Genomic DNA, 24,588 nt, shown 5'->3' with positions numbered 1-24,588 from the left:
TCTCGGCGCTGATAGCCGGCACGAGACAGTTATGTAGGAGGTCGGGCGAGACGCACGCGTGACGGTCGGCCCAGAGAGCTGGTACGGGCTGTTCTTCCTGGCGGCCAGCGCCGTCGTCGTCCTGCTGGCGCTGTCCACGCACGTGCTCGGCCGGATGGTCGGCCACGAGCGCGCGCTCCCCGCCGTGCTCGGGCTCGTCGGCGGCTTCACGCTCGTCGGCGCGCTCGGCGGCCTCCCGGCGAGCGCCGCGACGCATCCACTGCTGCTCGGGTTCGCGTTCCTGTACGTCCCGGTCGGCGTCGGCGCGGTCGTCGCGAAAGGCGTGACTGCGCGGCGCTGGCGGGCGGTGTGCCGGCTGCTGCTCGGCGGCTGGATGGCGGCGCTGGTGTTCGCGCTGGTGACGCAGGCCGCCGGCGCCTCCCTCGACGTCGTCATCGGCTGGACGCCGGCGCTGTTCGGCGTCGACTGGTACGTCGGCTTCCTCGGCTACATGACGCTGCTCGGCGTCGTCGCCGGCGCCGCCACCGTCGGCCTCTTACGGCGCACCGACGGCTCGTCGCCGCCCCCCGTCTCCGCCGGGCAGCTCGACTCGTGACGGCGCAGCCGGAGCCGGATTCGTCTCGTTGTGCGCCCCGGATTCAGTCGTCGAGCCGGAGCGCGACGCCGACGAGCGTCTCGCCGGCCGTGACCGTCGCCTCCCGCGTCACGGAGTAGACGACGCCGGCGCGGTCCGCGGTCGCCTCCTGCAGCGTCTCGTACGTCGTCGGGTCGAACACCTCGCCGACGACGTCGCCGTCGCTCACCTCGTCGCCGATTTCGAGCCCGTCTGCGGCGCGGAACAGCCCGGAGTCTGCGGCTTTCACGCGGCCAAGGTGGTTGCGGGCGCGGACGCCGTCCCACGGCGGCACCGACTCCGGCGCGCCGTCCGCGTCGGCGGCGAGCACGCCGGTGTGCCGGAGGACGCGCCGCAGCCCGGAGACGCCGGCGTCGATGGCGTCCTCGACGAGCTCCTTGTTGTGCGCCAGTTCGGGCGTGATGGACGGGATGCCTTCGCGGGTCGCGGCGACGCGGAGCTTCCCGCCGAAGCTGCGCTGCTCCCACTCCTCGTCGGCGTCCTCGCCGGCGGGTTCGGCGAGCAGCAGGTCCGTGCCGAACGCCTCCGCGAGCCCGCGGCTCGCCTCGTCGCCTTTCAGGTACACTGTGTGGGTCAGCATGTCGCGGCTCCCGGTGTGCAGGTCGACGATGAAGTCCGCGTCGCCGGCGTACTCCCACAGCGCCGCCGCCATCCGCTCGTGCAGCGTGCCGTCCGGGTCGCCCGGCCAGCACCGGTTCATGTTCGCGTTCACCGAGTCGTACGCCTCCGGCGTCGTGTACGACACGAAGTCGAAGGTGAGCGGGTCCGCCACCGGCACCGCGACCAGCGTCCCGTCGAACGGCGCGTCCACGAGGTCGTCGTGGAGCCGCCGCAGCACCGCCGCGCCGTTGATTTCCCGGCCGTGCTGGGCCGCCTGCGCGTACACCACCGGGTCGCCCGACCCGTACACGTGAACGGTGGTTTCGACGGCGACGCCGGACGGCAGTCGCGCGAGCGTCACCCGCTCGCGTCGGTAGTCGGCCATGCCGCGAACCAGGTGACGTGGCGGCTTGTAGCTACTCCCCGCGGCTCCAACAGCCCCCCACACCCCAACAGTCTCCGCAGGCGCAGCCGCGCGTCCCGGCGCCGAGTGTGTGCGTCGCAGCGAGTTGCCGCAATTTATGCCGGCCGGGGCTGTCCTGCCGATATGAACCGCATCGTCGGCGAACGCGACATCGAGGAGTCGCCGTTCGACGCGGCGGACGCGCGAGCGGCGCTCACCGACATGGTCCGGACCCGCCGGTTCGACGAGCGCGCCGTCGCGCTCCAGCGCCGCGGCTGGATGAGCGGCTACCCGCCGTACGAGGGGCAGGAGGCGGCGCAGGTCGGCGCGGCGCACGCGATGCGCGGCGACGACTGGCTGTTCCCGACCTACCGGTCGAACGCGCTCCAGATCGCGCGCGGCGTCCCGATGAGCGACATCCTGCTGTTCCGCCGCGGCTTCCCCGAGTACCACTCCGACCACGACGTCCCGGTGTTCCCGCAGGCCGTCCCCATCGCGAGCCAGCTCCCGCACGCCGTCGGCGCCGGCATGGCCGCGAACTACGCCGACGAGGACTACGCGTCGCTGGTGTGTTTCGGCGACGGCGCCACCTCCGAAGGCGACTTCCACGAGGCGCTGAACTTCGCCGGCGTCTTCGAGACGCCGACGGTGTTCCTCTGTGAGAACAACGGCTGGGCCATCTCGCTCCCCCGGGAGCGGCAGACCGCCAGCGACTCCATCGCCGTGAAAGCCGAGGCGTACGGCTTCGACGGCGTCCAGGTCGACGGCAACGACCCGCTCGCCGTCCGGGAGACCGTGGAGGCCGCGCTCGACGCCGCCCGCGCCGGCGACCCGGTGCTGGTGGAGGCGCTGACGTACCGCCGCGGCGCACACACCACCGCCGACGATCCGTCGGCGTACCGCGACGAGGAGCCGGACCTGCCGGAGTGGCGCCGCCGCGACCCGCTCGACCGCTTCACCGAGTGGTGCCGCGAACAGGGCGTCATCGACGAAGGGTTCGTCGACGACGCGACCGCCTCCGCGAACGAGGAACTCGCCGAGGCGGTCGCCGTCGCCGAGGACGTTCCGCGGCCCGAGCCGGCGGACATGTTCGAGCACGCCTACGGGTCGCTGCCGCCCGAAATCGAGCGACAGCGGGACGAGGCGGAGGCGTTCGCGGAGACGCACGACACATACGAACTCGACCGGTAGCGACCGCTCGCTGCGTCCGCGTCGCCGCGGCGGATCCGGTGCCGCGGCGGATGCGGTGCTGCGGCGAACGGAGTTCTGCGTCAGTCGCTCATCGCGACGTACGTCCGGGTGTCGGTGACGCCGTCGACGCCGCCGATGGCCGTCGCCGCGGTGTCGAGCACCTCCCACACCTCGTCGGCCGCGACTTCGGCGACGAGGTCGTAGTCGCCGGCGACGACGTGCGCCTCCGTCACCGTCGGGAGGCTCCGGATGGCTGCGGCGGCGGCCTCGGCGCCGCCGGCCCCCGTTTTCACCATGACGAACGCCTGAACCATACGTATGCTAACTTCTACCACGACCTAAAGCCTTCCGAGGGTTCGGGGGCAACGTTAATTCCGTGGGTCGCCATAGCACACCACATGCGTTTCGTCATCATCGGCGCCGGCCGGGTCGGCCTCCGCACCGCACGCGTCCTCCACGAGGAAGGCCACGACGTCGTCATCGTCGAGCGGGACGAGGACCGCGCCGCCCGCGCCCGCACCGAGTCGTTCGAGGTCGTCGAAGGCGACGGCTCCCACGAGGCGACGCTCGTCGACGCCGGCGTCGACGACGCCGACGCGCTCGGCGCGCTCTCGGGCGACCTGAACGCGAACTTCGCGGCGTGCATGATCGCGAAACACCACGGCTGCCGCACCGTGATGCGCATCGACGAGGACTACCGCGAAGAGATCTACCAGAAGTACGCCGACGAGGTCGACGAGGTCGTCTACCCGGAGCGGCTCGGCGCCATCGGCGCGAAGAACGCGCTGCTCGGCGGGAACATCCAGGCCATCGCCGACATCGCCGAGCACCTCCAGGTGCTGCTGTTCACGGTGACGGAGTCGTCGCCGATGCGCGGCTACACGCTCAGCGAGGTCGCGCTACCGAGCCAGGCGCGGCTGCTCGCGTTCGGGAAGGAGGGCGAACCGATGGGGCTGCCGTTCCCCGACGACTCGCTGGAGGTCGGCGACCGCATCGCAGTACTCGCCGACTTCGAAGTGCTCGGCGACGTGAGGCAGTTGCTCGTCGGCGACGACGCCGGCGAGACGCTCGCGTCGGCCGCCGGCGGAGCGCCCGGCCCGGGCGGCGCCGACGGAGGTGACGCCCGATGACGGTGACCGCGTACGTGATGGTGAAGGCGTCGAGCGGCGACGCCGACCGCATCCGGACGGCCATCGCCGACCTCGACGGCGTCGAGGAGGTCCACATCGTCGCCGGCGACATGGACCTCATCGCGAAGGTCCGCGTCGACGGCCCCGGCGACGTCAAAACCGTCGCTGCGACCGGGATTCAGGGCATCGACGGCGTCGAGGACACGCAGACGTACATCGCGATGGACTGACCCGGAGAACGCGAGGCGAGCGAAGGACGGGTCGTCCGCGACCGCGGCCGCGACGTTCCGCTCTCCAATTGTGGTTCCTCTACCGTTCTCCGGTCAGATGCCGTCGCTGTTGGCGGCGGCGCGGGCGGTGTCGATGAGGCCGCTGACGGGCTCCTCGTAGTCGTAGCCGGGGATGACGCCCTGGACGTAGGTCCCTCCGACGTAGTCGATGACGGCGGCGGCGTCGTTGACGCCGCGGCGCTCGTCGAGGTCCGTGAACGCGGCGGTCACGGTCGCGTCGCCGTCGCCGCGGACGGTCGACGGCGAGAGGTCGCGGTCGGCCTCGGTGACGGCGCCGATGTCGGCGACGCGGCGCTCGAACGTCTCGTACCAGCCGTCCGCGACGACGTCCGCGACGTCGCCGGCCGTGACCGCCTGCAGCGTCGGCACCGTGACGGTGACGTCGAACGCGACGCGGCCGTCGTCGCGCTCGGCGGCCGTCACCACCGCGTCGAACGCCGTGCTCGTCGACTCGTAGGCGCCGTCGACCGGTTCGTCCGCGAACGCGTCGTGGTCCCGGAAGGCGCGTCCCACGCGCCCCGAACTGTCGCTCATACCCGTTCGTGAGGCGGTCCCGGCGGATAAGCGGCGCGGCATCGCGGCGCCGCGGCGTCGCGGCATCGCCGACGGAGCGGCAGAAGCAGCGGCGGCTTACCGGGTGAGCGGCGCGCCGAACGACGGCTCCTCGGAGACGACGAGCTCCCAGGTGCGTTCGCAGTCGCACGACACCTGCTCGAACACCGACGGGTCCTGCCGGAGGTCGAAGTCCTTGATGGCCTTCTGGACGCGGTCGTCGCAGTCGCCGCAGTTGTGCGGGCCGCGGTCGGAGCCGTGGCCGACCGGGTCGGAGACGACGATGGCGTCGGCGTCGGCGGTGCGTTCGAGCACCGCGGCGACCGACCAGAGCCACGGCGGCCGGTAGCCGCCCCGGAAGTGGAGTTCGTCGACCATCGTGTACCGCTGGACGTTACACGGGTTCATCGAGACGGTGTGGCAGTTGTCGACGGCGGCGCAGCGCTCGACCGACGACACCATGTCGTCGACGGCTTCGCCCTCGGTGAGGAACGGCGGCTTCATCAGCAGGTACGCCTTCACGCCGGCGCCGGCGTCTCCGGCCTCCGCGCAGGCGGCTTCGAAGTCCGCGAAGTCGAAGTACTTGTTCACGCAGTCGTGCCGGACGCGGTCGGTCGCGGTTTCGAGGCCGACGGCGACGTCGGCGTCGAGGCCGCGGTCCGTGAAGTCGCGGAGCTTGTCGGCGTCGACGAAGTCCGGCAGCGACTCCAGCACGACGCGTTCGCGGTCCGCGAACGTCTCGGCGACGGCGTCGCGGGTCTCCGCGGCGACCTCGCGCTCGTCGAGGAACGACCCTGAGGTGTATATCTTGACGAGCGGCGCCGGCTCGTCGGCCTCCTCGGCCTCGTGGTCGAGACACGCCTGAATCTGGTCCATCATGGCGTCGTGCGGCACCGACCCGCCCTCGACGGACTCGGCGACGTAGCCGCACATGGTGCAGCCGCCGGCGCGCGCCCACCGGCAGCCGCCGGTGTTGAGGATGATGGTGAGACTCCGCTTCACGCCGCCCGGCGTGTTGTCCTCGTCGAGCCACACCCGCGTCGGCTCGTGCGGGTCGTACTCGGCCTCCTTCTCCGACCGGATGTTGCGCATCACCTGGTTGTGCGCGTCCATCCCGCGTCCCCGCTCGTACACTTCGGGGCTCGGCTTACTCATTGCTGAGACGTGGGCGGCACCAGCGGAAAACGGCTTCGTTCGGCTCACGCGCCCGGACGCGGCCCCGCCCGCCCGCCGCGGAGCCGCAGCCACGCAGCCCGACCCGCCGCACCGACGACGGCGCCGGCGCAGTTCACGGCGGCGTCGACGGCCGACGGGTGCCGCGTCGGCACCGCGAACTGGAGCAGTTCCACGGCGCCGCCGAGCAGCGCCGCGGCGGCGACGACGACCGCCAGCCCGGCCGCAGTTCGGACGCGGGCCGCCCACGCGACCGACGACGCGACGGCCGCGTAGCCCGCCGCGTGCAGCAGTTCGTCGCCGACGCCCGCGAGCAGCGACGACGCGCCGCTCCCGCCGCCGACCGGCGCCAGCGACGCCCCGACGACGGCCCCGCAGACCGCTCCCGCGACCATCAGCCGACGATTCACACCGACCGTCGACCCCCGACCACCGAAAACCGCTCGGTGCGACCGAACCACAGACGACGACCGCCCACCCGGCCGCACAGCGATGACTGCTCGTCCGGCCACGCAGCGACGACCGCTCGTCCGGGCATCGGGTGGGACTGGAAGGGGCCGAGCGGTCGCGCGGCGAGACCCCGCAAGCACCGCAGCCGCCGAGCGAAGCGAGGCGGCGAGGCGCGCAGCGCGGGGCGCAGCCCGCGAGCGCGAGGGGGCTTCCGCGGTCGGTGTCGCCGCCGGATTCGCCGTCGTCGCGTCGCCGCGCGGAAGCCGCCAAGTCGCCGGCGCGGATACGACCAAGTCTCCGAATCACTCGACACGGCAGCAGACACGCCGCCGCACCACGCCACAAAACCGCCGATACCAGACCTCTCAAACCGCAGGGATTTATGCGGGCGGCCGAGACAGGTCGCCGCATGAGCGAGTCCCCGCAGTCCCTCCGAGAGACGCTCGGCGGCGGCGTCGGCTTCGCCGCGGCCGCACTGTTCGTGCTGCTCGTGTTGTACTCGTTGCTCGTCGCCGGGAACGTCTTGCTGCCGTTTTCGCTGCTGTTACCGGCGCTGTTCCTGTATCTCGCCTACCGGTTCGTGCTCGCGCACGAGCGCGTCGCGGCGGCGCAGGAGCGCCGCGCCGACGCCGCAGAACACCGCGCAGGGCTGGCCGACGACGAGGAGGAAGCGGACGAGACGGAAGCGGACGAGGAAGCGGACGGCGACGGCCTCGCGGCCGACCGCGACTCGGACGAAGAAGACGCAGACCGCGACCGCGGCGACGACGCGGACGAAGAAGACGCAGACCGCGACCGCGGCGCCGGCGAGAAGACGGACTGACGGTTCGACGAATTACAGCAGGAACCGGGTGACGTGGAGCGCGGCCATGCCGGCGGCGACGGTCCACAGCACGTCCTCGGTGTACCACGCCGCGACGACTGCGGCGGCGCCGCCGACGATTCGCGGGTCGAGCACCGCGGCGACGGTCGGCGCGGCCGGGACGAACGACGGCGCGACGAGCGCCGCGAGCACGGCCGGCGGGACGTACCGGAGCGCCAGTTGCAGCCGCGGCGGGACGGCGTCGATGTCGCCGAACAGGTGGATGAACGACAGCCGAATCAGGTATGTGGCGACGCCGGCGGCGACGATGACCGCCCAGATTTCGGCGGCGCCGTACGTCGTCGTCACTCCCCCACCTCCGCGTCGTCAGTTCCGCCGCGGTCGCCGGGCGCGCCCCACGCCCACTCGGCGACCAGTCCGGCGGCGACGCCGGCGACGGCGCCGACGAGCAGCCCCGCCTGGAACGGGAGGCCGGCGCCGACGACCGCGACCGCGGCCGCGACCGCGCCGGCGACGAGGCTGTTCCGGTCGCCGACCGCCGGGACGAGCAGCGCGAGGAACACCAGCGGGACGGCGAAGCCGAGCCGCCACGAGTCGGGGACGCCGGCGCCGAACACGACGCCGACGACCGTGCCGAGCTGCCAGACGACCCAGAGCGTGCCGCCGACGGCGAGGTAGTACAGCGGCCGGCGGCCGTCGACGTCGTCGTCGGTGTAGCGGGCGAGCGACAGCGCGTACGCCTGGTCCGTGAGCAGGTAGGCGCAGCCGGCGCGGAGCCGCGCGGACAGGCCGCGGAAGTGCGGCGCGATGCTCGCCGAGTACATCAGCATCCTGAGGTTGATGACGACGGCCGTCAGCACCACCACCCAAAGCGCCGCGTTCTCGCCGAGCAGGTTCATCGCGGCGAGCTGGGAGGCGCCGGCGAACACGACGACCGACATCCCGACGGTCTGCAGCGGCGTCAGCCCGGCGTCGATGCCGGCGACCCCGGCGACGAGCGCGAACGGCACGATGCCGAGCAAAAGTGGGAGCGTGTCCCGGACGCCGTCGCGGACGTCCGGCGGAAGCGGGTCCATACTCGGTCGGCGGGCCGCGGCCGTGAAACGACCGTCGATTCCGCAGCCGTCGTCCGCGCGGGCGCCGCGGCGGCGCTCGCGGCGCGAATCGCCACCGGTAAACCCCCGAGCGCCCCAGTTCCACCGATGAGCGACACCGTCGACCGCGACCTGTACGAGCGGACGAAGGCGCTGTTGGAGCCCGGCGACATCGAGCTCGTCGGCGCCGTCGTCCACACCGACCTCGCGAGCGACCAGGACCTCGAGATGCACGAGCTCACCGTCGACCTGAACGAGGTCGTCGCCGAGCGCGCCGACCGCGGCGAGACGTACATCTACGCCGGCAACGACGACCCGGAGTTCGCGTCGAACCAGTTCCAGGGGCTGACGCTGGAGGGCGAGGAGTTCGTCTGGGAGTGCCAGCAGCTCCTCCGGAACGGGACGTTCGACATCGTGTTCTACTACGAGGCCGACGTCGACCAGGCCGCCGTCGTCGACGCCATCGCGGCGCTCGACCACGTCGACCGCGTCACGCCGGTCCCGGACGATAGCGTCGAATAGCGGCCGGCGACGCCGCGGTACCGCCGGCCGCGAACCCGGCGGCCGCGGTGCCCCGAGCGCGACGCTTATAGGCGACGCGTCCCGACCGACGGGCATGCACGAAGTCGGCGCTGACGCGTCGCTCTCCACGCTGGAGCGCGCCGTCGTCAACGCGTTTCAGGGCGGCTTCCCGGTGGTCGAATCGCCGTGGGAGCCGGCGGCCGCGGCGCTGGCCGACCGCGGAGTCGACGTGGACGGCGACGAGCTGCTCGCGACGGTGCAGTCGCTCGACGACCGCGGCATCCTCTCGCGGTTCGGCGCGCTCGTCAACGCCGAGGAGATCGGCGGCACCGCGACGCTCGTCGCGATGCACGCCCCCGAATCGCGGTTCGACGAGGTCGCGGAGACGGTCAACGGCTTCCGGGAGGTCGCGCACAACTACGAGCGCGAACACCCGCACCTCAACATGTGGTTCGTCGTGTCGGTCGCCGACGAGGCCGAGGTGGCGCGCGTCCTCGGCGACATCGAGGAGGCGACCGGGCAGGAGACGTACAACCTCCCGAAGCAGCGCGAGTTCCACGTCGGCGCGAAGTTCCTGCTCGACGGCCCGGTGGCCGACGGCGACCTCGACCTGTCCGGGCTCGGCCCGGACGTGACGCCGACCGACCGGCGCGGGCTGACGCCGGCCGAACGCGACCTCGTCGTCGAGATTCAGGGCGGCCTCCCGGTCACGGCGACCCCGTACCGGGACGTCGCCGACGCGGTTGGCCAGCCGGTCGAGTGGGTCGTCGAGACCGTAAAGCGGTTCGAGGCGGAGGGGAAGGTGCGCCGCGTCGGCGTCATCCCGAACCACTACGCGCTCGGCTACACGGAGAACGGCATGACCGTCTGGGACGTCCCGGACGACCGCGTCGACGAGGTCGGCGAGGCGGTCGCGTCGCTCGGGTTCGTCACGCACTGCTACCGGCGGCCGCGGCACGACGGCGTCTGGCCGTACAACTTCTTCGCGATGACGCACGGCCGCGACGAGGCGGAGAGCGAGCGGCGGGTCCGCGAGGTCCGCGACGTCATGGCTGACCACTGGGACGTCGGCGACGACGACTGGGACACGCTGTTTTCGACGCGCATCCTCAAGAAGACGGGAATCCGAATCGACGACCGCGCCGACGCGCAGGTCGACGCCGACGGCGACGCCGACGACCCGGACGCCGAGTCCGCCGCCGCGGACCCGGAGGCGTGACCCGGCCGTGACGACGCAGCCTCCGGCCGAGCGAACGCCGGCGACAGCGGCCGCGACGACGACGCGGACCGCGGCGGCGACGCGCACCGCGACAGCAACGACGACGCAGACCGTGACCGCGACCGCGACGTTGCCGCCGGCGGCAACGTTGCCGGCGGCGGGGACGGCGACGGCCGGGGTTCGGCGGTGGTCGGCGTGATTCCGCTGCTGCACGACTTCGTCGGCGAGACGGTGCTGGTGGTCGGCGGCGGCCCGGTCGGCGCGCGGAAGGCGCGGACGTTCGCCCGCGAGGCCGACGTCGTCGTGGTGAGCCCGGCGTTCGACGGCGACGACTTCGGCGGCGCGGAACTGGTCCGTGCGGCGCCGACGCCGGCGGACGTGGCGGAGTGGGTCGACCGGCTCTCGCCGGCGCTCGTCGTCGCCGCGACGGACGACGCCGCCGTCAACGACGCGGCTGCCGAGGCGGCGCGCGACCGGGGGGCGCTCGTGAACCGCGCCGACGAGTCCGGCGGCCGCGACGCCGGGAGCGTCGTGGTGCCGGCGACCGTCCGCGACGACCCGGTCGTCGCCGCGGTCGCGACCGGCGGCGTCGCGCCGGCGCTCTCGGCGGAGCTCCGGCGGCGCATCGAGGGGGAACTGGCGGGCGCCGGCGCGATGGCGGAACTGGTCGGCGAGATTCGCGAGGAACTGAAGCGGCGTGACGTCGACGCGTCGGCGCGCCGTGATGCGGTTCGGGCGGTCGTTTCGAACCCCGCGGTTTGGAAGGCTTTACAAGACGGCGACGCCAACGCTCGGGAAGAGGCTGACAACGTAATGGAGGCGGGACTCGATGACTGAGACGGGCGTCATCTCCGGGGTGAGCGTGAGCCATCCGCACGCGGACGTCGAGGAGATCGAATCCGCGCAGCGCGACTCCACCGTCGGCGTCATCGCGGACCTGCTCGGCCGCGACGGCGTCTCGGAGGCGTTCGCGATTCAGACGTGCAACCGGGCGGAGGCGTACGTCGTCACGGCGGACGCCGCCGACGGCCGGGAGGCGCTCGCCGGGTTCGCGCCGGAGGTCCGCGACGGCGTCGTCACGACCCTCGACCACGAGGCGTCGCTGCGGCACCTGATGCGGGTCGCCGCCGGGCTGGAGTCGCTGGTGCTCGGCGAGGACCAGATTCTCGGGCAGCTCAAGCGCGCGCTGTCGGAGGCGCAGGCCGCCGGCGGCGTCGGCGACGTGCTCGGCGACGCGGTCGCGAAAGCCATCCACGTCGGCGAGCGCGCCCGCACCGAAACCCGAATCAACGAGGGGTCGGTGTCGCTCGGCTCGGCCGCCGTCGACCTGGCGCGCCGCGAAACCGACCTCGACGGCGCGGCCGCCGCGGTCGTCGGCGCCGGCGAGATGGGGACGCTCGCGGCGCGGGCGCTCGCGGACACCGAGGTGTCCCGCGTCGTCGTCGCGAACCGGACGGTGCCGCGCGCAGAGCACGTCGCCGCGGACCTCGCCGCTGACGCCGCCGCGACGGGGCTGGACGCGCTGCCGTCGGTCGTCGCCGACGCGGACGTCCTGATTTCGGCGACCGGCGCCGCAGGGCACGTCATCGGCGCCGACGAACTCGCGGACGCCGGCGACACCGTCTGCATCGACCTCGGGCAGCCGCGCGACGTCGACCCGGCGGCCGAGTCGGTCGCCGACGGCGTCGACCTGTTCGACATCGACGCGCTGGAGGCCGTGACGGCCGAGACGGAGCAGCAGCGGCGGGAGGCCGCCGAGACCGTCGAGTCGATGATCGACGACGAGTTCGACCGGCTGCTCGAGTCGTTCAAGCGGAAGCGCGCCGACGAAGCCATCTCCGCGATGTACGAGGCCGCCGAGGCGACGAAGCGCCGCGAGCTCGACGAGGCGCTCGCGAAACTGGAGGCGCAGGGCGGGCTGAGCGACGAGCAGCGCGACACCGTCGAGGGGCTGGCGGACGCGCTCGTCGGGCAGTTGCTGGCGGCGCCGACCCGGAGCCTCCGGGAGGCGGCCGCCGAGGACGACTGGACGACGATTCACACGGCGATGCGGCTGTTCGACCCCGAGTTCGACGCGGCGCCGAACGTCGCCGAGGGCGAGTCGGGCGCGCCGTCGCGGCACGTCCTCGAAGAAGCGTCAGACGACTGACGACGGCAGTTTTCTCCGGTCGTCGCCGCGGGGGAAAGGGTGATGTGTGATGCGGACACACACTGTGGTATGTACGGTTCGAGCAGCGGCGTCGGTCGGCTGTCGACTGTGCCCGTCGAACAGCGGGTGGAGTCCATCTGCCGCGTCACCGACTGCGGCCACCCGGAGCTGGCGGCGGCGCTCGTCGTGCTCGCGCTGACCGCGGCGTTCCTGCTGCTCGCCGGCGCGGTGCTGGTTCGGCTCACGGACGCCCGCGACGCCATCGACGTGGAGCGGAGCAGGGCGCGGACCGAACGGGACGCGTTCGAGCGGTTCCGGCGGCGGCTCGCCGGGCTCGACGCCGCGGCGCCCACGCCGCCGAGCCCAGACCCGCCCGGCGGCGGCGCGCTCGCGGTGAGCGGCAGCGCGGCGGGCCGCAGCGGCACCGGCGGCGCCGACCTGCAGGCGGCGCGGGACGCCTACCGGGACACCGTGATGGCGACGCCGCACTACGACGAGGAGTACGACGAGTCGCTCGCGGAGAACCTCGCCGCCGAGTACAACGCGACGGTCGCCGGCGCGGTCGTCGACGGCGACGGGCTGACGCCGCAGCTGCACGCGACGCTCGCGAGCGGCGCCGTCCGCGCCCGCGAGGAGCGCGACGACCTCCTCGGGTCGCTCGACGCCGAGGAGACCGACGTCGAGGAGGCGGAGCGGACGCTCGCGCCGGCGGTCGAGGCCGCAGACCGCGTCCGCGACGCCGACGTCGACGACGCGACCTACACGGACCTCGTCGCGGACTACGAGCGGCTGGAGTGGCACGAGCGCCGCGTCGAGTCGCTGCTCGCCGACCGGCAAGACCGGATTCACGACCGCGAGGCGGAGCGGCCGCACTGGTACGACTACCTGTTCGAGTCGCTGCAGTCGCCGTATCCGGTGCTGTCGGCGGCGACCGGGGCGCTCGACCGGCTCGAGTCGGCGCGCGAGCGGCTCGCGCACGCGGCGAGCCAGCGGTAGCGGACGCCGCGAGTACGCTTTTCCCGTCGGCGCCCCACGTCCCGGCCATGAGCGACGTGCTCTCCGCGGACGAGATCGACGACCGGCTCCCGGACGGCTGGAGCCGCGACGGCGACGAAATCGTTCGGACGTTCGAGTTCGACTCCTACCTCGAAGGCGTCGGCTTCGCGGCCGGCGCCGGCGGCCTCGCCGAGGAGGCGTTCCACCACCCGACGATGACGGTTGAGTGGCGCGAAGTCGAGGTCCGGCTGACCACCCACGACGCCGGCGGCGTCACCGAGAAGGACCTCGACCTCGCCGGCCGGCTCGACGAACTCGCGGACTGACCGCGGATGGACGCGAGCTACGTGTTCCGGGTCCGGTTCACGGTGGCCGTCGGCGACGGCCGAATCGACCCGGAAGCGTTCGAGACGGTGCTGCGGATTCCGGCGGCCGACCCGGGCGAGGAGGGGTGGCTGCTGTTCCGCGACGCGCTGTGGCGCGGCGAAGCCAACGACGCGGCGCACGCGCGCCGGCTCGCCGAGGAGCGGTTCGGCGCCGGCGTCGAGGTGCTGGACGCGGCGTTCCGCGAGTTCGAGACCGACGACGAGTACCTCGACGCGCTGAAAGCCGAAATCGAGGCGGACCTCGACCCGTTCCGGGCCGACTCGGTGCGCGAGGTGCTGCACAAGTACTTCGGGTCGTCCATCCACGTCCAGTAGCCGCCGGGTCCGGCGCGCCTGCCCGGCCGCGACAGGTGACGAGGGGCGGCCGACGACAGGCGACCGACAAGGGACGGCCGACGACGGACAGGTGAGCGGTTCGGCGCACGGGAAGACACTTATCCGAGAATCACGTACTGCTCATCCTCGATGGTTCCCGACGAGTACGACTTCTGGCTGTTCGACCTCGACGGGACGGTGGTGGACGCCGAGTGGTCGTACACCCGCGAGGTGTTCGACCGCGTCGGCGACCGCCTCGGTCGGGAGTTCTCCGACCGCGAAGCGGAGACGCTGTGGCACGGCCTCGGCGGGTCGCGCGACCCGATGCTGCGGGAGTGGGGCGTCGACCCCGAGGAGTTCTGGCCGGCGTTCCACGCCGTCGAGGACCCGCAGGCCCGCGCGGAGGCGACGTACCTGCACGACGACGCGGCGCGGCTGGTGGAGTCGCTGCGCGGCCGCGACCGGCCGGTCGGCGTCGTCACGCACTGCGCGGAGTTCCTCGCGACGCCGGTCGCGGAGCACCTCGACATCGCCGACTGGTTCGACACGTTCCTGTGCTGTTCGGCCGACACCGGCTGGAAGCCCGACCCGGAGCCGCTCCGGGTCGCGATGACGGACATGGGCGTCGACGCCGACGGCGGCCGCGGCGTCTACCTCGGCGACGGCGCCAGCGACGTCGGCGCCGCCTGGAACGCCGGCCTCGACGCGGTCCACGTCGAGCGGCACGCGCCGGACCGCCGCGGGCGGTGCGTCCGCGCCGACCACCGCGTCACGTCGTTCGACGACCTCCCCCGCGCCGGCGACGTCGACTGGGACGTCACCGTCGACACCGTCGGCGCCGGCGGCGTCGAAGCCGGCGACCGCTCCGACTGAGTCGGCGGCGTCAGACGCCGCGTCGAGGCGGCGGTGTGCCGCCGAGACGCCGCGGTCAGTCGTCGGCGGGGGCGTCCGCGTCGTCGCCGGCCGCTTCTTCGTCGTGGATGCGTTCGCCGCGCATCAGCCGCGCCGCGATGCTGAACGTCTGTTCGCGCTCGCGCCGCGTCGGGTAGTGCGCCGCCATGTAGCGCGCCGCGGCGACGAGCATGTCGCGCTGTTCGTCGGTGACGCCGGCGACGCCGTCGGCCGCGCGCAGGTCGAACTGGCGGCACGCCGCCTCGTACGCCTGGAACGTGTGGAAGCCGGTGTCCTCTTTCAGCAGCGCGTTCCCGAGTTCGGCTTTCAGCCGCTCCGGGTCGCCGCCGGCGTCGAGGTAGTGGGCGGCGTGCCGCCCGGCGTCGTTCACCTTCCCCTGCTGTTCGAACGCCAGCCGGAGCGCCTCCAGTTCCTCGTCCGGGTCGGCGTCCGGGTTCGGCGACGGCTCGGGCGCCGGCGGCGTGTTCAAGAACCGGTCGAGGTAGACGTTGACGGCGACGTCGAAGACGCCGCGGTACAGTTCGGTGGCGTCGGTGCGCTGGGCGGCGCGGTGGACGGCGTTGGCGTACGTGAAGGTGTGGTGGACCGTGTTCCAGTCGTTGAACTCGTTGCTGGTGGCGAACAGCGCGACGCGGCGGCCCGCGGCATACGCCAGCGCCGACGCGAGCTGCTCGACGGTCGCGCCCTCCCGGATGGCTTCCTCGACGGCCGCGAACACCTCCGCCGGGTCTTCGTGGTGGAGCCGCTCGGTGAAGTCGTCGGGCTGGTCCCACTGTTCGTCCTCGCCGGCGGCGACGAGCTCGTCGAGCCGGTCGAAGCTGTCCTCGCACATCGACGCGAGGTCGACGGGCTGCCGCCACGACGACCGCTCTTCGGCGCGGTCGGCGGTCGCGAGGTTCCGGACGGTCGAAGCGAGGACGTCGGCGGCGTGGTCGTGCTCCCAGCCGACGAGGTCGAGCGCCTCGGTGGCCTTGTTGACGTAGTCGAAGGTGTGGCCGGTGTCGAGGTAGCGGTGGTCGGTGCCGGCGGCGACGAGCAGCTCGGTGAGCTGGGCGGGCGAACAGCCCTCGGCGACCGCGGTGCGGAGGACGCGCTCGGCGCCGTCGGGGTCGCGGACCTCGACGTTCTCGCGGAACCACGACTTCAGTCGGCCGAACGGGACGTCGCGCGCCGCGAACTCCTCCTGGTCGAACTTCGGCGGCTGGTCGGCGCAGTCGCCGGCGACCTCGGTAAGCCCCTGGTAGAGCGCCCGCTTGCGGTCCTGGTCGTCGAGGTCGTCGAGGCGGTTCGCGAGCGCGACGAGGATGGTGAGCCCGGAGCTCCAGCCGCCCTCGCGGTAGCGCGTCCCGAACAGCACCCCGGTCTCCACCTGCTCGGCCGGGTCGACGCCGGCGTCCTGCAGCGCGACCGCGGCCTTCGCGAGGACGAGCCGGAGGTTCTGTTCGAGGCCGTCGTCGAGCCGGTCGCGCCAGTGGACCGACGGCGGCTCGGTCCGGTTCGGCTCCGGGTTCACGTACACGTCGCCGTCGCGGACCTCCGTCGGGTACGTGTCGACGTCGTCGGCCCACGGGTCGAAGGTGTCGCCGCAGGACAGCTCGAACCGGGCGTGGTGCCAGTGGCACGTGAGGACGCCCTCCTCGACGCTGCCCTCAGTGAGCGGGAACCCCATGTGCGGGCAGCGGTTGTTGACGGCGCGGATTTCGCCTTCGTGGTAGAACAGCGCGATCGGCGTGCCGTCGGCCGCCGTGAGGGCGCGGCCGTCTGCTCGAAGCTCGTCGAGCGACACCGCCTTCTGGAACGGGTCGTCCATACCGACGCATTGGCACGGAGTCACATGAAGGCTCTCGGAAGCCGGTTTCTGTAACCGTCCTGATTAATCGTCCGGGTCGTCCGCGTCGTCAGCGTCAGGCGTGTCGGCGACGGGCGTCCCGGACACCGCCTCGACGCCGTCGGGGCCGGTCGTCCCCGGCCGCTCCGCGTCGCGTGCGGCGTCGGAGTCGAAGTCGGCGTCGGCCGGAGTGTCGGCGTCGCCGTCGGCCGGAGCATCGGTGCCGCGGCGGCCGGCCTCATCGTCGACGTACGCCTCGGAGTCCGGGTGGACGTACGCGAGGTTGTCGTAGGGGACGAAGCCGACGTGTTCGCCGTCCTCGTTCAGCAGGAACGCGCCGTGTTCGCCTTCGGCGACGTCGTGGACGCGGACCGCGGCGGACGACTCCTCGATTCGGACGATGAGTTCCGACATACGGGGACGGTCGGCGCGGACCCGAAAAAGCAGGGGCGACGTTCAGAATCGGCGACACGTCAGTCGCGGCGCGGGCCGCCGCTCAAGCGGGCGTTTCGTCGAGCGCTTCGAGCGTCATCGTCCCCATCGCGGCGGCGAGCAGGATGCCCCAGAGGAACGCGAGCATGCCGAGCGGCTGGACGCCGGTGACGGCCTGCAGGACGAGCGTCCCGGGGAGGAGCCACTGGCCGAGGACGTAGCCCCAGACGACGACGGTTTCGCGCGTCCCGCTGGTGCCGTAGTGGTCGACGGCGAACCCGGTGGCGACCGCGAGGATGCCGAGCACGCCGAAGTGGGCGTGCGCCCCGACGATCTGCGCCCAGTTGTCGGGCGTCCCGACCATGTGGCTCGCGACGTTCCCGATCCCCCAGAGCATCTGCACGGTCAGTCCCAAGAATCCTGATACTTTGAGCGTTCGTGACATGGACGATTCATGTGCCGAGACTATAATAAATGTTTGTGTCTATTGATAGAACCCGGCCAGCCCGGATTACGTCCTGCGTTTTTATTGGCGAGGAGGCCAGTTTCTTTCCATCAAAATTCTAGGCAATAGAGTCGGGTCGGCGCGAAAACTTCGGCTGGCGGTCCGGCTTCGCGGCGTCGACATCCGCGCGCGGCCGCCGCTCCGGCCGCCCCGATTCCGCGGTTCCGGTCAGTTGTACTCGCGCCACCGGTTCCCGCACTCGGTGCACTTGAAAAATCGGGTCGGCGGTTCGTCGGCGCTGCCGGTCTGCTTGATGGTGTACCAGGCGACGCCGTTGCCGCACTCGTCGCAGGTGACGTCCTCGGAGGTGGGTTTCCCCTCGAAGTTCGCGCCCTCCTCGGTCTCGATGACGTCGTCGGTGCTCTGGGCGTCCGTGGACACGAACTGCTCGGCGCGCTCGGCGTCGCGCTCCTGGGTGGCGCCGCAGCTCGTACACACCATCGTGCCGTCTTCGTTCACCATCATCGACCCGCAGTCGTCGCAGAACTGCATCGCTTCGACGTCGGTGGTCCAGCCCCGTAAATCAGCCGTTCCGGAAGTCCGGCGCGCCGCCCTCCTCGCCGACCATCGGGCAGCCCCGCACCCGGAACTGGTCGCCGTCGAGCACCTCCACGATGTCGGTGCCGTCGTGGGTGCACCGCACCGCCGGCGGCTTCGAGAGGTGCGGGCAGCGCTGGCAGTACTCGCGTTTGTCGACGACGTGCTCCGGACGGGTGTCGTCGCCGCCGACGCGCTCCGCCTCGCCGCCGACCGGCGCCGCCTCGTCGGGCTCGCTGGCGAGCAGCGACTCCCACACCTCCTCGCTGTCCAGTTCGGACACCTCCATCTGCTCGAACGGGTCCTCGCCGGAGTCGCGCCGGCGCCGCTCGCCGACCTCCGCCGCGAGCGACCCGAACGGCGCGTCCGCCCGGTCCTCGGCGTCGCCGCCGGCGTCGACGTCGCCGGAGCCGACTCCCTGCCACGCCGCCGACGACCCCGACGGCTCCGCGCCCGATTCGCCGTCCGGCTCCGCGAACGGATTCTCGACTCGCGGCGTCGACTCGGTCCGCTCCCGGGAGCCGTCGGCGTCGACGCGGCTGTCGTCGGTGCCCTCGGTGTCCGTGTCGCCGTCGGTGTCGCGGTCGACGTCGTCGCCGGCGTCACCGCCGCTACCGGCGTCGTCGTCGGTGTCGTTCGGCGGCGCGTCGTCGGTCATGTCAGGAGTGCTCCTCGAAGACGTCCTCCGGTTCGAGTTCCTCGGCGACGTCGCCTTCGAGCGCCGGGCGCTCCCCGACGGTGAGCGTCGCGGAGCCGAAGAAGCCGGAGGCCGGCTCGATTCCCTCGAAGGTGCCGCCGCAGTGCGGGCACTCCGGCGCCGTCAGGAGGCCGAGCCGGACCTTCGAGTTGCAGGCGGCGCAGGCGGCGGCTTCGACGCCGGCGCGGTTCGCCTCTCGTTTCAGTTCGTCCGCGGCGCGGCGGCGCGCCTCCCGCGCCTCCAGCTTCCCGAACCGGTTTTTCACGTCGGCGTACACCGACGCCAGCCGCAGCAGCTTCTCGTCGTGTTCCTCCGCGGTGTCCGTGAGGTACTCGAGGACGTCCTCGTAGTTCGCGAAGCCGTCCTCGAACTTGGTTTCGAGCGCGTCCAGGTCGTCGCGGAGGTCCTCCAGGTCGTCGGCGAGCACCGTCGCCGTCTCGGCGGCCTGCCGGAGCTCCGGGTGGTCGTGGTCCGCCTCCGCCTTCGCGTCCGTCTCCCGTTTCACCTGGACGATGCGGTCGCGGACGTCGTCGATTTTCTCGTCGAGCGTCGCCTCCACGCCGTCGACGCGGCGCTCGACGTGGTTCACGCGGTCCGCGAGCTCGTCGACGGCGGCGGCGTCGGCGCCGGACGGCTCCGGCAGCAGCTCCTCGTGCTCGTCGAGGAGGCGGTACGCGGCCGCTGCACGCACTAACACTTCGTTGGGGTCCCGTCCGGTCTCCGCGGCGCGCGACTCCACCCACTCGCGGAGCGCGTCCGGAAGCCCCTCCACCTGCTCACCGGCCATTCGACTGTTCTGAGAGCGGCGTAGGTAAAATAGCTCCGCAAGACGCCACGTTCGCGCCGGCGGCGCCGGCAGCCCCGGGCGAGCAGCACGCCGCCTCACGACTGAGCCGCCGTCCGAGCCGAGTCGGGCGGGCGCAGTCACCGGATTTTCCGGACGTCGCTGATGTCGAGGCCGCTGTCGTGAATCTCGGTTTCGAACCGGACGATGTTCTCCGATTCGAGCTGGGAGAGCACGCCGCGGAACTCCCGGACGACCATCGTCCGGGCGCGCTTGGAGCCGCCGGTCTCCCAGCTGAACTGCAGCGTCCCGCCGCCGCCGTCGACGAGCTGGCCGAGCTGCCGGTCCGTGATGGTGTCGGTGTTCACGAGCGCGAGCAGCATGCCGCCCCACGAGTGCGCCGCCTTCCCGAGCCCGCGGACCAGCGTCGCGACGTCCTCCCACTCGACGTCGCCGCCGCTCGCGCCGATGAGGTCCGTGATTGAGTCGATGACGACGAGGTTCCCGGCGGCGTGCTCGCTGAGGTACTCGCCGAGCGTCGTCAGCACGTCCTCGCGGTTCCCGGCCTTCCCGAGGTCCGACAGCGACGTCGTCTCGCCCATGTACCACTCGCGCGGAATCGACGAGAGCTGGAAGTACTCCGGCGCGAGGTCGACGAACTCGATTTCGGGCGCCGCGGCGTCGACGATTTCGTCGGCCATCGTGTAGCGGAGCTCCCGCTCCAGGTAGTCCTGCCCCGCCGTGAACGACAGGTAGTGGACCGCAGGCGGCACCTCGGCGTCCGGGTTCAGGTCGCCGTAGTAGAGGTCGAACAGGTCCTCGTCGGCCCGCGCGAGCGCGTTCATCGCCGCGCTCGTGTACACGAACTCGCGGCCGCCGGCCCCGGACTCCTCCGCGACCAGCACGACGTTCCCCGCGGGAGCGCCGCCGCTCAGCACCGAATCCAGCTGCGAGACACCGAACGGGACGCGCGTCATGCACCACCGTCGCGCCCCGGCGCGCTTAGTCGTTGTGCCGCACGCACGACGGCGGACGAGGCGGCCGGTCGACGGCGCGGGCGGAGGGTCGGCGGTGATGACGGACGGCCAGCGGTTCGCGGCGGCGACGACGCCGTCGGCGTCCGTATTGTCCGCTGTCGAAACCGACACGGCCCGGGGCGGTGAAGCGTGCGCCACGCACAGATGACGTCGGACTCCGGGGCGGGTCGCGTCGAGGTGGCCGCCGGCGCGCGGCTGCACTTCGGCTTCGCGAACCTCTCGCTGGCGCACGAACGGCTGTACGGCGCGGCGGGCGTCGCGCTCGACGAGCCGCGGGTCCGCGTCGAAGCCGCGCCCGCCGCCGGCGTCGACTGCGAACACGGCGAGGCTCGCGGCTACGCGGCCGCCGCCTGCGACCTGCTCGGCGTCGACGGCGCCCGCGTCCGGGTCCGCGAGCCGCTGCCGCGACACATGGGGCTCGGCAGCGGGACGCAGCTCGCGCTCGCGACGCTGACGGCGGTCGCGCGGGCGCACGGCCGCGACCCGGAGGTGAGGGCGCGGGCGCCCGACCTCGGCCGCGGCGGCCGCTCCGGCGTCGGCGTCGCCGCGTTCGAGCGCGGCGGCGTGCTGCTCGACGCCGGCCACCCGACCGAGCGGTTCACCGCGGAGCCGCCGGCGCAGGGCGACTGGACGGTGCCGCCGGTCGTCGCCCGCCACCCGGTGCCGGACGACTGGCGGTTCCTGCTCGTCGTCCCGGACGCCGACCCGGGGCGCTGCGGCGGCGACGAGGACGCCTCGATTCGCCGGGTTGTCGAGGCCGCGGACCCGGCCGTCGCCGACCGCGTCGCCGGCGTCCTCCAGCGGAAGCTGCTTCCCGCCGTCGTCGACGGCTCCGTCGAGCGGTTCGGGGACGCCGTCCGCGCCGTCGGTCGGCTGAACGGGACGTGGTTCGCGGACGCGCAGGGCGGCGTCTACCGGCCGCCGGTCGGCGACCTCGTCGCGGAGCTCGGCGACGCGCCGGCCGTGTTCGGCGCCGGTCAGTCCTCGTGGGGGCCGACGGTGTACGGCGTCACGGACGCCGCCCGCGCCGACGACGCCCGGGACGCCGGCCGCGACGCGCTCGACGCCGCCGGCGTCGACGGCGACGTCGCGGTCGTCCGCGGCCGCAACGACGGCGCCGCCGTCGCCGGACTCGACGGCGAATAGTGGCCGGCTACGGCTACCGCAGAGGCTGGAGGCTGGAAGCTGGCCGCGACCGGCGGCAGCGGACGTCAGGCGATGAGGATAGCCACCGAAACACTGTTCCGCGGCGGCGGCAACGACGAACCGTCCCGACATGACGCCGCCGTTCCTCCAGTCGCCGTACAGCTACGTGTTCTGGGCGACGTACGCCGCCTGGGTGGTCCCCGAGTTCGTCGACGCCCTGCGTCGCGACGGCGGCGGCGCGGACCACGACGCGAACTCGAAGTACGTGCTGTACGCCACCTTCGGCGTCGCCGCCGGCGTCGCGTTCGTGCTCGGCTTCGTCGCGCCCGAGTGGGCGACGTTCGACGCAGCCGCGGTCCCGCTGTTCTGGGTCGGCATCGCGTTCCAGGTCGGCGGCGCCGCGCTCCGCTGGTACACCGTGGCGCTGCTCGGCGACGCCTTCTCCCGGACGGTCACGGTCTCGGCGTCGCAGGGCGTCGTCGACTCCGGGCCGTACGCCGTCGTCCGGCACCCGACGTACACCGCCGGCGTCCTGCTGTACGTGGGGCTGAGTCTCGCGCTCGGCACGTGGCCGGGCGTCGCCGTCACGGTCCCGGCGGTCCTCGCCGGCTACGGCCACCGAATCCGGGTCGAAGAGCGCGCGCTCCGCCGGCACCTCGACGGCTACGACGACTACTGCGACCGCACGCCGTACCGCCTCATCCCCGGCGTCTACTGAGCCGACCGGCCGGTGCAGCGGCGCGGCAGCGCGGCGTCCCCGTCTCGGCGCGGCGGCGCGGCGGAGAGCCTCTCGGCGACGCGGCGCGTTCAGCCACCTGAAACGTTTTTACGGGTACGCCGCCCATCGCCGACAAATGGTGTACGATGCAGTCATCTTCGACAACGACGGCGTGCTCGTCGGCCGGACGAGCTACGACGTGCTCCACGAGGCGGCGTGGGACACGTTCGAGTCGCTGTCGGTCGAAGACCCCGACCCTGACCACGTCGAGTCGATGGTGGTCGGCGTGACCCCCGAGCAGGTCGAGCAGGTGTGTGCGACGTACGACTTGACGCCGCGGGAGTTCTGGGCGGCGCGCGACCGGACCGCCTTCGAGGCGCAGCGCCGCGAGATTCACGCCGGCCGGAAGCGGCTGTACGACGACATCGACACGCTCCGGGAGCTGTCGGCGCCGCTCGGCGTCGTCTCGTCGAACCAGCAGGAGACCGTCGACTACGTCCTCGACCACTACGGCGTCGACGACCTGTTCGGGACGGCGTACGGCCGCGAGCCGACCGTCGAGAGCCTCCGCCGGAAGAAGCCGAACAGCCACTACATCGACCGGGCGCTCGCCGACCTCGACGCGGAGACGGCGCTGTTCGTCGGCGACAACGAAAGCGACGTGGAGGCGGCGCACAACGCCGGCGTCGACTCGGCGTTCATCCGCCGGCCGCACCGCCGGAACTACGACCTGTCCGTGTCGCCGACGTACGACATCGACGACCTCACCGACCTCCCCGCCATCTGCCACTGACGGCCGTTGCGAGCGCGGGCGCCGTGGCGGACGCCGCCGGGGCTGCATTTACCCGTTCTCGCGCCCCACGACAGAGTGTGAGCGACGCCGACACACCGACCGACCGTGACGACGCGGCCAGCGACGACGCCGCCGAAGCGGCGCCCCGCGGCGAAGCGACGCTCCCGGACAGCGACGAGGAGTGGCGCGACCGCCTCACCGACGAGGAGTACGAGGTGCTGCGCGAACGCGGCACGGAGGCGCGGTTCTCCGGGGAGCACGTCGACCGCGACGACGACGGCGTCTACCGCTGTGCGGGCTGTGGCGCCGCCGTCTTCGACTCGGAGACGAAGTTCGACGCCGGCTGCGGCTGGCCGAGCTTCTACGCCGCCGACGAGGACGCCGTGACGCTCCGCGAGGACGACCGCCACGGCATGCAGCGCGTCGAGGTGCTGTGTGCGAACTGCGACGGCCACCTCGGCCACGTCTTCTCCGACGGCCCCGAGCCGACCGGCGAACGGTTCTGCATCAACTCGGTCGCGCTCGACTTCGACCCGGCGGACGAGTGACGACGCGGCGACGAACGGCGACGCGCAACGGGTGACGACGCGGCGACGAACGGCGACGCGCAACGGGTGACGGCACCGTGACCGGGCGCGTCCGCACGGCACCCGCGGACTGCCCCCCGGCGTCCGTCGGTCGCCGTCCCTGCTCGCCGTGGTCCGCCGCGTCTCCTCGGTTCTCGCGGCCTTACGGGGAGCGCGGCCGACCGTGGCGCCATGGGCGAGCAGACCGAGTCGGCGGCGACGCCGACCCCGTTTTCGACGCGGCTCCGCGACGGCGCGGCGGCGCGGCTCCACCGGGTCGCTGCGACGCTCGAAGGGCTCCTCCCGGAGACGCCCGACCCGGACGTCGTCCGGCGGATAGACGAGGTGTTCAGCCGGAAGATGCTCGGCTCCGTCGTCGTCGGCTCCACGGTGTCGCAGATGCTCTCGAAGAGCGTGCTGCTCACCGTCGGCACCGACTACGGCGCCCAGCTCGTCGCGTGGGCGGCGCTGTTCGTCGCGGCGCTCGCACTGTTCGTCTACTGGGAGCACGTCGAAGAGAGCACGTCGAAGACGGCGCAGCGAACCGCCGAGAAGGCCTCGGAGGCCGCGAAGAAGGCCGCCGAGACCGTCGCCGACGACGCGGAGGCCGCGAAGGAAGCCGCCGCGGCCGCGACCGACGAGACGTCCGGCGACGGCGGCGGCGACGAGCCGGACGAGGCCGACGAGTCCGACGAGCCGGACTGAA

32 protein-coding genes are annotated in these 24,588 nt (G+C 72.6%); 18 read left to right on the top strand and 14 right to left on the bottom strand.

The features are described from left to right. The first annotated feature begins 58 nt into the window (after positions 1-58). The gene (locus tag ACQUST_RS02375) at positions 59-595 is read left to right on the top strand and encodes a hypothetical protein (RefSeq protein WP_435124444.1); all 537 of its coding nucleotides are present in this window, start codon (positions 59-61) and stop codon (positions 593-595) included. A 43-nt stretch (positions 596-638) separates the two neighbouring features. Here the strand turns inward: ACQUST_RS02375 and ACQUST_RS02370 are convergent, their stop codons facing one another. Next, positions 639-1,619: a succinylglutamate desuccinylase/aspartoacylase family protein gene (locus ACQUST_RS02370; protein ID WP_435124441.1), complete on the bottom strand. Its 981-nt coding sequence runs from the start codon at positions 1,617-1,619 to the stop codon at positions 639-641. Positions 1,620-1,781: 162 nt separating this feature from the next. On the opposite strand from ACQUST_RS02370, the gene ACQUST_RS02365 reads away from it, so the two are divergent. Beyond that, on the top strand, positions 1,782-2,828 hold the full coding sequence (locus ACQUST_RS02365) for a thiamine pyrophosphate-dependent enzyme (protein WP_435124438.1): 1,047 nt from the start codon (positions 1,782-1,784) through the stop codon (positions 2,826-2,828). Between the two features lie 80 nt (positions 2,829-2,908). Here ACQUST_RS02365 and ACQUST_RS02360 read toward each other — a convergent pair whose 3' ends face one another. Further along, positions 2,909-3,142: an Lrp/AsnC ligand binding domain-containing protein gene (locus ACQUST_RS02360; protein WP_435124435.1), complete on the bottom strand. Its 234-nt coding sequence runs from the start codon at positions 3,140-3,142 to the stop codon at positions 2,909-2,911. 84 nt (positions 3,143-3,226) lie between these two features. On the opposite strand from ACQUST_RS02360, the gene ACQUST_RS02355 reads away from it, so the two are divergent. Beyond that, positions 3,227-3,958, top strand: a complete 732-nt coding sequence (locus ACQUST_RS02355) for a potassium channel family protein (protein ID WP_435124432.1) — start codon at positions 3,227-3,229, stop codon at positions 3,956-3,958. Next, entirely contained in the window at positions 3,955-4,188 is a 234-nt protein-coding gene (locus tag ACQUST_RS02350; RefSeq protein ID WP_435124429.1) for an Lrp/AsnC family transcriptional regulator, read from the top strand. Before ACQUST_RS02355 ends, ACQUST_RS02350 begins: the two co-directional genes overlap by 4 nt. A 93-nt stretch (positions 4,189-4,281) precedes the next feature. Here ACQUST_RS02350 and ACQUST_RS02345 read toward each other — a convergent pair whose 3' ends face one another. From ACQUST_RS02345 to ACQUST_RS02335, 3 genes are all read right to left on the bottom strand, one after another. Beyond that, positions 4,282-4,782, bottom strand: a complete 501-nt coding sequence (locus tag ACQUST_RS02345) for a DUF5813 family protein (RefSeq protein WP_435124426.1) — start codon at positions 4,780-4,782, stop codon at positions 4,282-4,284. Between the two features lie 96 nt (positions 4,783-4,878). Further along, positions 4,879-5,955: an archaeosine biosynthesis radical SAM protein RaSEA gene (locus ACQUST_RS02340; RefSeq protein ID WP_435124424.1), complete on the bottom strand. Its 1,077-nt coding sequence runs from the start codon at positions 5,953-5,955 to the stop codon at positions 4,879-4,881. Between the two features lie 44 nt (positions 5,956-5,999). Beyond that, positions 6,000-6,383, bottom strand: a complete 384-nt coding sequence (locus tag ACQUST_RS02335) for a VanZ family protein (RefSeq protein WP_435124421.1) — start codon at positions 6,381-6,383, stop codon at positions 6,000-6,002. Positions 6,384-6,832: 449 nt separating this feature from the next. On the opposite strand from ACQUST_RS02335, the gene ACQUST_RS02330 reads away from it, so the two are divergent. Next, complete coding sequence (locus ACQUST_RS02330; protein WP_435124418.1) at positions 6,833-7,246, top strand: hypothetical protein; 414 nt, start codon at positions 6,833-6,835, stop codon at positions 7,244-7,246. Between the two features lie 12 nt (positions 7,247-7,258). On the opposite strand, the gene ACQUST_RS02325 is transcribed toward ACQUST_RS02330, so the two are convergent. Continuing rightward, on the bottom strand, positions 7,259-7,594 hold the full coding sequence (locus ACQUST_RS02325) for an AzlD domain-containing protein (RefSeq protein ID WP_435124415.1): 336 nt from the start codon (positions 7,592-7,594) through the stop codon (positions 7,259-7,261). Then, complete coding sequence (locus ACQUST_RS02320) at positions 7,591-8,322, bottom strand: AzlC family ABC transporter permease (protein WP_435124412.1); 732 nt, start codon at positions 8,320-8,322, stop codon at positions 7,591-7,593. The genes ACQUST_RS02325 and ACQUST_RS02320 overlap by 4 nt, the downstream gene beginning before the upstream one ends. A 126-nt stretch (positions 8,323-8,448) precedes the next feature. On the opposite strand from ACQUST_RS02320, the gene ACQUST_RS02315 reads away from it, so the two are divergent. From ACQUST_RS02315 to ACQUST_RS02280, 8 genes are all read left to right on the top strand, one after another. Continuing rightward, on the top strand, positions 8,449-8,862 hold the full coding sequence (locus tag ACQUST_RS02315; protein WP_435124409.1) for a DUF5778 family protein: 414 nt from the start codon (positions 8,449-8,451) through the stop codon (positions 8,860-8,862). A 94-nt stretch (positions 8,863-8,956) separates the two neighbouring features. Continuing rightward, a complete protein-coding gene (ahbB, locus tag ACQUST_RS02310; RefSeq protein WP_435124406.1) occupies positions 8,957-10,081 on the top strand; it encodes a siroheme decarboxylase subunit beta in 1,125 nt (374 codons plus the stop codon). A gap of 195 nt (positions 10,082-10,276) precedes the next feature. Further along, positions 10,277-10,918, top strand: a complete 642-nt coding sequence (locus ACQUST_RS02305; protein ID WP_435124403.1) for a precorrin-2 dehydrogenase/sirohydrochlorin ferrochelatase family protein — start codon at positions 10,277-10,279, stop codon at positions 10,916-10,918. Next, a complete protein-coding gene (gene hemA, locus ACQUST_RS02300) occupies positions 10,911-12,230 on the top strand; it encodes a glutamyl-tRNA reductase (protein ID WP_435124400.1) in 1,320 nt (439 codons plus the stop codon). The genes ACQUST_RS02305 and hemA overlap by 8 nt, the downstream gene beginning before the upstream one ends. A gap of 69 nt (positions 12,231-12,299) precedes the next feature. Continuing rightward, complete coding sequence (locus ACQUST_RS02295) at positions 12,300-13,226, top strand: DUF7260 family protein (protein WP_435124397.1); 927 nt, start codon at positions 12,300-12,302, stop codon at positions 13,224-13,226. 47 nt (positions 13,227-13,273) lie between these two features. Next, positions 13,274-13,552: a 4a-hydroxytetrahydrobiopterin dehydratase gene (locus tag ACQUST_RS02290; protein WP_435124394.1), complete on the top strand. Its 279-nt coding sequence runs from the start codon at positions 13,274-13,276 to the stop codon at positions 13,550-13,552. A gap of 6 nt (positions 13,553-13,558) precedes the next feature. Further along, positions 13,559-13,927 (top strand): LWR-salt protein, encoded by a 369-nt coding sequence (lwrS, locus tag ACQUST_RS02285; protein ID WP_435124391.1) that lies wholly within the window; start codon positions 13,559-13,561, stop codon positions 13,925-13,927. Between the two features lie 150 nt (positions 13,928-14,077). Then, positions 14,078-14,800: an HAD family hydrolase gene (locus ACQUST_RS02280; RefSeq protein WP_435124389.1), complete on the top strand. Its 723-nt coding sequence runs from the start codon at positions 14,078-14,080 to the stop codon at positions 14,798-14,800. A gap of 55 nt (positions 14,801-14,855) precedes the next feature. Here ACQUST_RS02280 and ACQUST_RS02275 read toward each other — a convergent pair whose 3' ends face one another. The 7 genes from ACQUST_RS02275 to ACQUST_RS02245 form a co-directional block, all read right to left on the bottom strand. Then, positions 14,856-16,649 carry a Rieske (2Fe-2S) protein gene (locus ACQUST_RS02275; RefSeq protein ID WP_435124387.1) on the bottom strand — a complete coding sequence of 598 codons (1,794 nt, stop codon included), beginning with the start codon at positions 16,647-16,649 and terminating at the stop codon, positions 14,856-14,858. Positions 16,650-16,712: 63 nt separating this feature from the next. Then, a complete protein-coding gene (locus ACQUST_RS02270) occupies positions 16,713-17,081 on the bottom strand; it encodes a hypothetical protein (protein WP_435124385.1) in 369 nt (122 codons plus the stop codon). Positions 17,082-17,163: 82 nt separating this feature from the next. Beyond that, the gene (locus ACQUST_RS02265) at positions 17,164-17,544 is read right to left on the bottom strand and encodes a hypothetical protein (RefSeq protein ID WP_435124383.1); all 381 of its coding nucleotides are present in this window, start codon (positions 17,542-17,544) and stop codon (positions 17,164-17,166) included. A 228-nt stretch (positions 17,545-17,772) separates the two neighbouring features. Continuing rightward, on the bottom strand, positions 17,773-18,096 hold the full coding sequence (locus ACQUST_RS02260; RefSeq protein WP_435124381.1) for a transcription factor S: 324 nt from the start codon (positions 18,094-18,096) through the stop codon (positions 17,773-17,775). A gap of 31 nt (positions 18,097-18,127) precedes the next feature. Beyond that, the gene (locus ACQUST_RS02255; protein WP_435124379.1) at positions 18,128-18,799 is read right to left on the bottom strand and encodes a hypothetical protein; all 672 of its coding nucleotides are present in this window, start codon (positions 18,797-18,799) and stop codon (positions 18,128-18,130) included. Between the two features lies 1 nt (position 18,800). Next, complete coding sequence (locus tag ACQUST_RS02250; RefSeq protein ID WP_435124377.1) at positions 18,801-19,625, bottom strand: CopG family transcriptional regulator; 825 nt, start codon at positions 19,623-19,625, stop codon at positions 18,801-18,803. 137 nt (positions 19,626-19,762) lie between these two features. Then, positions 19,763-20,599 (bottom strand): RAD55 family ATPase, encoded by an 837-nt coding sequence (locus ACQUST_RS02245; RefSeq protein ID WP_435124375.1) that lies wholly within the window; start codon positions 20,597-20,599, stop codon positions 19,763-19,765. Between the two features lie 204 nt (positions 20,600-20,803). Here ACQUST_RS02245 and ACQUST_RS02240 point away from each other — a divergent pair, with 204 nt between their 5' ends. From ACQUST_RS02240 to ACQUST_RS02220, 5 genes are all read left to right on the top strand, one after another. Then, positions 20,804-21,805, top strand: a complete 1,002-nt coding sequence (locus tag ACQUST_RS02240; RefSeq protein WP_435126084.1) for a beta-ribofuranosylaminobenzene 5'-phosphate synthase family protein — start codon at positions 20,804-20,806, stop codon at positions 21,803-21,805. A gap of 130 nt (positions 21,806-21,935) precedes the next feature. After that, positions 21,936-22,523 (top strand): methyltransferase family protein, encoded by a 588-nt coding sequence (locus ACQUST_RS02235; RefSeq protein WP_435124373.1) that lies wholly within the window; start codon positions 21,936-21,938, stop codon positions 22,521-22,523. Positions 22,524-22,659: 136 nt separating this feature from the next. Next, a complete protein-coding gene (locus tag ACQUST_RS02230; RefSeq protein ID WP_435124371.1) occupies positions 22,660-23,316 on the top strand; it encodes an HAD family hydrolase in 657 nt (218 codons plus the stop codon). Between the two features lie 77 nt (positions 23,317-23,393). Beyond that, positions 23,394-23,864, top strand: coding sequence for a peptide-methionine (R)-S-oxide reductase MsrB (gene msrB / locus ACQUST_RS02225; protein WP_435124369.1), 471 nt, complete (start codon positions 23,394-23,396; stop codon positions 23,862-23,864). A 210-nt stretch (positions 23,865-24,074) separates the two neighbouring features. Next, entirely contained in the window at positions 24,075-24,587 is a 513-nt protein-coding gene (locus ACQUST_RS02220; protein ID WP_435124367.1) for a hypothetical protein, read from the top strand. The last annotated feature ends 1 nt before the right edge of the window (position 24,588 follow it).

Origin of the sequence: Halobaculum sp. D14 (genome assembly GCF_051195135.1) — an archaeon.
In the GTDB taxonomy this organism is placed as follows: Archaea; Halobacteriota; Halobacteria; order Halobacteriales; family Haloferacaceae; genus JBNTKA01.
This window is presented reverse-complemented; position numbering and strand designations above follow the sequence as displayed.

Excerpts from the sequence above, each read along its gene's own strand:
- ACQUST_RS02290 (WP_435124394.1), top strand. The coding sequence starts at position 13,274 with ATGAGCGACGTGCTCTCCGCGGACGAGATCGACGACCGGCTCCCGGAC.
- ACQUST_RS02350 (WP_435124429.1), top strand. The coding sequence starts at position 3,955 with ATGACGGTGACCGCGTACGTGATGGTGAAGGCGTCGAGCGGCGACGCC.
- ACQUST_RS02275 (WP_435124387.1), bottom strand. The coding sequence starts at position 16,649 with ATGGACGACCCGTTCCAGAAGGCGGTGTCGCTCGACGAGCTTCGAGCA.
- ACQUST_RS02230 (WP_435124371.1), top strand. The coding sequence starts at position 22,660 with ATGGTGTACGATGCAGTCATCTTCGACAACGACGGCGTGCTCGTCGGC.
- ACQUST_RS02295 (WP_435124397.1), top strand. The coding sequence starts at position 12,300 with ATGTACGGTTCGAGCAGCGGCGTCGGTCGGCTGTCGACTGTGCCCGTC.
- hemA (WP_435124400.1), top strand. The coding sequence starts at position 10,911 with ATGACTGAGACGGGCGTCATCTCCGGGGTGAGCGTGAGCCATCCGCAC.
- ACQUST_RS02255 (WP_435124379.1), bottom strand. The coding sequence starts at position 18,799 with ATGACCGACGACGCGCCGCCGAACGACACCGACGACGACGCCGGTAGC.
- ACQUST_RS02315 (WP_435124409.1), top strand. The coding sequence starts at position 8,449 with ATGAGCGACACCGTCGACCGCGACCTGTACGAGCGGACGAAGGCGCTG.
- ACQUST_RS02360 (WP_435124435.1), bottom strand. The coding sequence starts at position 3,142 with ATGGTTCAGGCGTTCGTCATGGTGAAAACGGGGGCCGGCGGCGCCGAG.
- ACQUST_RS02265 (WP_435124383.1), bottom strand. The coding sequence starts at position 17,544 with ATGTCACGAACGCTCAAAGTATCAGGATTCTTGGGACTGACCGTGCAG.
- ACQUST_RS02320 (WP_435124412.1), bottom strand. The coding sequence starts at position 8,322 with ATGGACCCGCTTCCGCCGGACGTCCGCGACGGCGTCCGGGACACGCTC.
- ACQUST_RS02235 (WP_435124373.1), top strand. The coding sequence starts at position 21,936 with ATGACGCCGCCGTTCCTCCAGTCGCCGTACAGCTACGTGTTCTGGGCG.
- ACQUST_RS02240 (WP_435126084.1), top strand. The coding sequence starts at position 20,804 with ATGACGTCGGACTCCGGGGCGGGTCGCGTCGAGGTGGCCGCCGGCGCG.
- ACQUST_RS02340 (WP_435124424.1), bottom strand. The coding sequence starts at position 5,955 with ATGAGTAAGCCGAGCCCCGAAGTGTACGAGCGGGGACGCGGGATGGAC.
- ACQUST_RS02245 (WP_435124375.1), bottom strand. The coding sequence starts at position 20,599 with ATGACGCGCGTCCCGTTCGGTGTCTCGCAGCTGGATTCGGTGCTGAGC.
- ACQUST_RS02355 (WP_435124432.1), top strand. The coding sequence starts at position 3,227 with ATGCGTTTCGTCATCATCGGCGCCGGCCGGGTCGGCCTCCGCACCGCA.
- lwrS (WP_435124391.1), top strand. The coding sequence starts at position 13,559 with ATGGACGCGAGCTACGTGTTCCGGGTCCGGTTCACGGTGGCCGTCGGC.
- ahbB (WP_435124406.1), top strand. The coding sequence starts at position 8,957 with ATGCACGAAGTCGGCGCTGACGCGTCGCTCTCCACGCTGGAGCGCGCC.
- ACQUST_RS02330 (WP_435124418.1), top strand. The coding sequence starts at position 6,833 with ATGAGCGAGTCCCCGCAGTCCCTCCGAGAGACGCTCGGCGGCGGCGTC.
- ACQUST_RS02345 (WP_435124426.1), bottom strand. The coding sequence starts at position 4,782 with ATGAGCGACAGTTCGGGGCGCGTGGGACGCGCCTTCCGGGACCACGAC.
- ACQUST_RS02365 (WP_435124438.1), top strand. The coding sequence starts at position 1,782 with ATGAACCGCATCGTCGGCGAACGCGACATCGAGGAGTCGCCGTTCGAC.
- ACQUST_RS02220 (WP_435124367.1), top strand. The coding sequence starts at position 24,075 with ATGGGCGAGCAGACCGAGTCGGCGGCGACGCCGACCCCGTTTTCGACG.
- ACQUST_RS02270 (WP_435124385.1), bottom strand. The coding sequence starts at position 17,081 with ATGTCGGAACTCATCGTCCGAATCGAGGAGTCGTCCGCCGCGGTCCGC.
- ACQUST_RS02370 (WP_435124441.1), bottom strand. The coding sequence starts at position 1,619 with ATGGCCGACTACCGACGCGAGCGGGTGACGCTCGCGCGACTGCCGTCC.
- ACQUST_RS02280 (WP_435124389.1), top strand. The coding sequence starts at position 14,078 with ATGGTTCCCGACGAGTACGACTTCTGGCTGTTCGACCTCGACGGGACG.
- ACQUST_RS02260 (WP_435124381.1), bottom strand. The coding sequence starts at position 18,096 with ATGCAGTTCTGCGACGACTGCGGGTCGATGATGGTGAACGAAGACGGC.
- ACQUST_RS02250 (WP_435124377.1), bottom strand. The coding sequence starts at position 19,625 with ATGGCCGGTGAGCAGGTGGAGGGGCTTCCGGACGCGCTCCGCGAGTGG.